Source organism: Actinoplanes sp. HUAS TT8, from assembly GCF_051380535.1.
In the GTDB taxonomy this organism is placed as follows: domain Bacteria; phylum Actinomycetota; class Actinomycetes; order Mycobacteriales; family Micromonosporaceae; genus Actinoplanes.
The window spans coordinates 1,933,321-1,937,946 of sequence record NZ_CP195646.1 but is presented as its reverse complement, the minus strand read 5'-3'; the positions used below and the strand labels follow the sequence as shown (position 1 = coordinate 1,937,946).

The 4,626-nt window shown below is 73.3% G+C and carries 3 protein-coding genes; 1 reads left to right on the top strand and 2 read right to left on the bottom strand.

The window, feature by feature from the left end; genetic code table 11:
- Positions 1–58: 58 nt before the first annotated feature.
- Positions 59–700: a hypothetical protein gene (locus ACSHV8_RS08565; protein ID WP_436531110.1), complete on the top strand. Its 642-nt coding sequence runs from the start codon at positions 59–61 to the stop codon at positions 698–700.
- An 8-nt stretch (positions 701–708) separates the two neighbouring features.
- Here ACSHV8_RS08565 and ACSHV8_RS08560 read toward each other — a convergent pair whose 3' ends face one another.
- Entirely contained in the window at positions 709–3,285 is a 2,577-nt protein-coding gene (locus tag ACSHV8_RS08560) for a right-handed parallel beta-helix repeat-containing protein (protein ID WP_436531108.1), read from the bottom strand.
- Entirely contained in the window at positions 3,282–4,601 is a 1,320-nt protein-coding gene (eccD, locus tag ACSHV8_RS08555) for a type VII secretion integral membrane protein EccD (RefSeq protein WP_436531106.1), read from the bottom strand. The genes ACSHV8_RS08560 and eccD overlap by 4 nt, the downstream gene beginning before the upstream one ends.
- Positions 4,602–4,626: the final 25 nt, after the last annotated feature.

Here is a 4,626-nt window from a genome sequence, read left to right as displayed (position 1 = left end):
CGAAAGCCCCCTCCGCCTTTATTGCGCAGAAACCATCGCCTATGTAAAACTGCACGGCATGGCGGATGAGATCTCCACCCCGTTCTTCCCGCATCCCTCGACCTCGGACACCGGCGACGCGCCGCCGTACGAGCACGCCGGCCAGGATCTGAGCGGTCAGGTGCCGCACCTGGTGATGGCCTGGGACGCGGGCTCCATGCCCTCGTTCAACACCGACCTCCCGGACGGTGCGGCCGGCTCGGGGCCGCCGAAGGATCCGCCGCTCGCCGGTGACACCATCTCGGTCAACCTGGGCGACATGCGTGACTCCCTGGAGCGCATGCTGACCCGCACGTCCGCCATGGTCAATCAGTACGAGACGCTGGCCGCCAAGGTCCAGGCGGCCGTCTCCGGCGGGTCCATCTTCGGTCAGGTGGACACCGACGAGGTCGCCGAGTGGCAGGGCACCGGCGCGGTGATCGGCGGCAGCGGCGGCTCGGTCGTCCCGGTGACCAAGCCGAGCCCGATCCAGGAGACGGCGAAGGAGTACGCCAAGAACATGAACCCGATGATGCAGGAGTCCCTGCAGAGCCTCGGGAACGCGATCGAGCTGGTCGGGCAGTACATCGGCGTGGTCAACGTCGCCGGCCGGACGTACGCGGAACTGGAGCGTCACTCCGAGTTCCCGAGCCCCCCGGCGGGCACCGGCAACGGTCACTGAGTTCGTCATCACGCGGCCAGCCAGGGCAGGTCGCCGGATCGGATCGCGGTCAGGTCGGCCGTGGTCGGTTCGGCGATCTTCGCCACCCGGGTGGCCTGCAGTTCGGTCATCCGCTGGAACAGCTGCCGGGCATTGCGCCCGTTGCCGAAGTGGATCGACCGTTCGACGGTCGCGAAGTGCTCGGTCAGCGCCCCGACGGTCGGCTCGTCCAGCGTGTACTCGTGCTTGTCGGCGAGCTGCCGGACGATGCGGACGAGCTCGTCCGGGGTGAAGTCCTCGAACGCGATGACCCGGGTGAACCGGGAGGCCAGGCCCGGGTTGGACGCGATGAACCGGCCCATGTCGTCGGGGTATCCGGCGGCGATCACCACGACCTCGTCGCGGTGCTCCTCCATCAGCTTGACGAGGGTGGAGATCGCCTCCTGGCCGAAGTCGCTCGGCTGACCGACCGGGACCAGCGCGTACGCCTCGTCGATGAACAGCACCCCGCCGAGCGCCTGCTGGAACAACGCCCGGGTGCGCGGGCCGGTGTGACCGACGTACTCGCCGACCAGCGCGGCCCGGTCGGCCTCGACCAGGTGGCCGCGGCTGAGCAGGCCGAGCGCGTGCAGGATCCGGCCGTAGAGGCGGGCCACGGTGGTCTTGCCGGTGCCCGGGTTGCCGGCTAAGACCAGGTGCCGGCTCAGCGGCGGGGCGGCCAGGCCGGCCTCGGTGCGGCGCTTCATCATCCGGGACAGGTCGACCAGCGCGCCCACGTCACGCTTGACCCGGTCCAGGCCGATCAGCTCTTCCAGCTGCGCCAGCAACACCGGAAGTTGATCTTCCGAGGCCGGGACGACGTCGATCGGCTCTTTCCTGGCCGATGGCTTGCTGCTGGTCGCGGCGACGTTCTCGGTACGGAAGTTCTCCAGCACCGGCTCGGCCGAGGCGTCCAGGGAGAGATCCTCGGCGGCGTCCTTCACGACGAAGTCGACCAGCTGGGGCACCGCCCGCGGCCCGCAGTGCACGGCCGGGTACGCACTGCGCCCGACCACGCACTCCTCGAACCGCCCCTGCGCGTCCTCGTGCAGGTAGAGCCCGTTCTTCCCGGCGCCGTCGACGGTCACGCGCCGGGCCACCGGCCGGGCGCCGGACCACACCACCACGCCGCTGCCGCGCGACTCGCTGACGGTCAGGTCGGTCAGCCAGGCCTCGCTGCGGTCGGACAGGAGCACGCCGGTCCCGCCGGTACCGGTCACCGTCCCGCCGCGGATCACCGCGCCGGTGTCCTCACCGACCTCGATACCGGTGGTGGCCGCGGCCTCCACGACACAGTCGGCCAGCAGCGGCCGGTGGCGGGTGGCCAGCCGGATCCCGGCCCGGCCGCCGCGGACCACGCACGAGCGCAACTCCGCGTCGCCGCCGTCGATGTCGACGCCGACCACGCCGGGCTGCTCGACGGTCAGGCCGGTGGCCTTCAGGTACGCGTCGCCGGAGACCCGGACGCCGGCCCCGGCGACGTCGCGCAGCGATCCCCCGGACAGGTCGGCGCGGGCCCGGTCGGTCAGCTCGACGGCCACGCCGGCGGTGTCGCTGATCGTGCAGTCGCGCAGCTCGACGCGGCTCTCGCCGGAGGCGTGGACGGCGTGGGCGCCGCTGCGGGCCAGAGTCGTCCCGGACGCCTCGACGACCGCGTGACCGGTCACGGCCACGCCGGTGGTGGCGATGTCGACGAAGCGGGAGTTCTCCAGGCGTACGCGCAAACGGTCTTGACCTTGAATGCCGGCGGCCCCGGTGTCGTGCACGTGGCAGTCGCGGAGACGGACCTCGCCGCCGCCGTCCAGGGTGAGCGCGTCGGCCGAGGTCGCGAAGATCTCGCAGCCCTCCAGCCGGACCAGCGACTCGGCCTCGCCGGTGGCCCGCATCCCGGTGCGGCTGTCGTGCAGACGGGTGCCGCGCAGCAGGCGGCTGGCCCGGCCGGTGATCAGCACGGCCGCGTCGGCGCAGCCGGTCACGTCGGTGTCGACGACCGTGCCGGACGCCTCGCCCTGCAGCACGATCCCGCAGCCGGCCGCGCCGTCGACCCGGCTGGCCAGCACGTTCGCCTTGGCCGCGTCACCGAAGACCATGCCGTGCCCGTCGGCCTTCTCGACCGTGCAGTCCTCGACGGTGACCGTGGCGGTGCCGGTGGCGTAGAGCGCGACCCGGGACGCCCCGCGGATCAGACAGCGCCGGACGGTGACCGCGGCGTCCTGGGTGACGTGCACCCGGCCGCCCTCCACGACGCAGTCCTCGAGAACGGTCTCGCCCTCGCGGGCCAGCACGACCGCCTCGTCGGGCTGGTTGCCGGTCAGGGTCAGGCCCCGCAGGGTGACCCGGCCGTGGTTGACCCGGGCGGCCGGGCCGGTCGCCGGGTGCACGCGGACGCTGTCGGCGCCCTTCTCGGCGACCAGCGTGACGTCCTGGGTGAAGACCAGGGATTCGGCGTACGTGCCGGCCCGCACCATGATCACGGCGCCGGGCGTGGCCTCGCGCAGGGCGGCGCCGATCGTGCGGTGGGCGCCCCAGCCCTTGGCGGCGACCCGGAGGGTGGCGGCCGTGGTCACATCCGCCCGCCGGCGTCCATCAGGGTGCCGAACACGCCGAACACGCCCAGCGCGAGGGGCAGGCAGGCCGCGACCAGGAGGGTGCCGGCCATCCGGACGACGGCCGAGCGCTCTTCCGGCAAAGCGTCGACCAACTCTTCCTCGGCCGCGCGAAATGTCCCTGAAAGGCCAACTCCAGCGGCGATCAGTCCCGCGACCGCGACCGCCGGCGGGCCCCAGCCGGCCAGCGTCGCACCGCTCAGCACCGCGGTCAGAACCAGGCCGGCCACGCCGCTGAACAGCGCCGCCAAGGCGGCCGGGACGACGGCAAGCCCGCCCGAGCGGAGAACCAGAATCGCACTCGCCGAGGCGGCCAGAGCGATCGAAAACGGTCCACCGTCCACCGTCAGCACCGTGGCCGCGCCGGTCACCGTCAGGCCGCCGATCACGACGAGTCCGAGCAGGACCGCCCGCCCGCGCGCCACCATGGTCTCAATTGCATTATTTCCTGATAACGGCGACATCGAGGCCACCAGCTGCCCGGACAACTGGGGAGCGACGTAGATCAGTCCGAGCGCGATCAGCACGACCACCGCCGCCGCCCGCGGCGCCGGCAGTTCGAGCAGCGCCAGCACCACCCCCACCGGCAGGGCCAGCAGCGACGCCGCCAGCGCGAACGTCGTCGCCAGGTTCGGCAGCGCGAACCGCGCCACCGCCGCCCCCAGGGTCACCGCGATGGCCAGCCCCGCGCTCACCGTCGCCGGTGAGATCCGGATCGCCGGCAGGAACGCCGCCCCCACCGCGAACAGCGGGATCGCGGCCAGCGCCAGGATGACCGGGATCGGTCCCGGCAACGGCCAGCCCCGGCTCACGGCCCGCCGGGCCAGCAGCGCCCCGGCGATCCCGGCGGCCACCGCCCCCAGCCCGGCCGGCGCGGGCGGCGACGACTGCGCGGCCAGCACGATCAGCCCGGCCACGGTCAGCCCGAGCCCGAGGAGCAGGGCCAGCAGCGCCCGCAGCCGGGCGTCCCAGCGCAGGCCGCGCCGGTTGGCCGCCTCGACCAGCTCGGCGAGGTCGGTGACGACCGGCTCGTCGAGCTCGCCGGCGGCGGCGTCGCGCAGGTAGAGGGTGGCGCCGTCGGTGACGCCGGACTCGGCCAGCGTCGCCGTGGGCGCGAACGGGCGGGCCGCGGCCGGGGCCAGGGACCACACCGCGGGGAAGGTCGCGTCGTCGTCGACGGTCCCGCAGAGTTCCAGCAGCGCGGGGATGTACTCGGCGATGGCGGCGCGGGCCGGCAGGACCAGGTCGGCGCGGCGTTGCGCCCCGACCACGGTCACCCGGCAACGGTCGAGCGTCGGCATT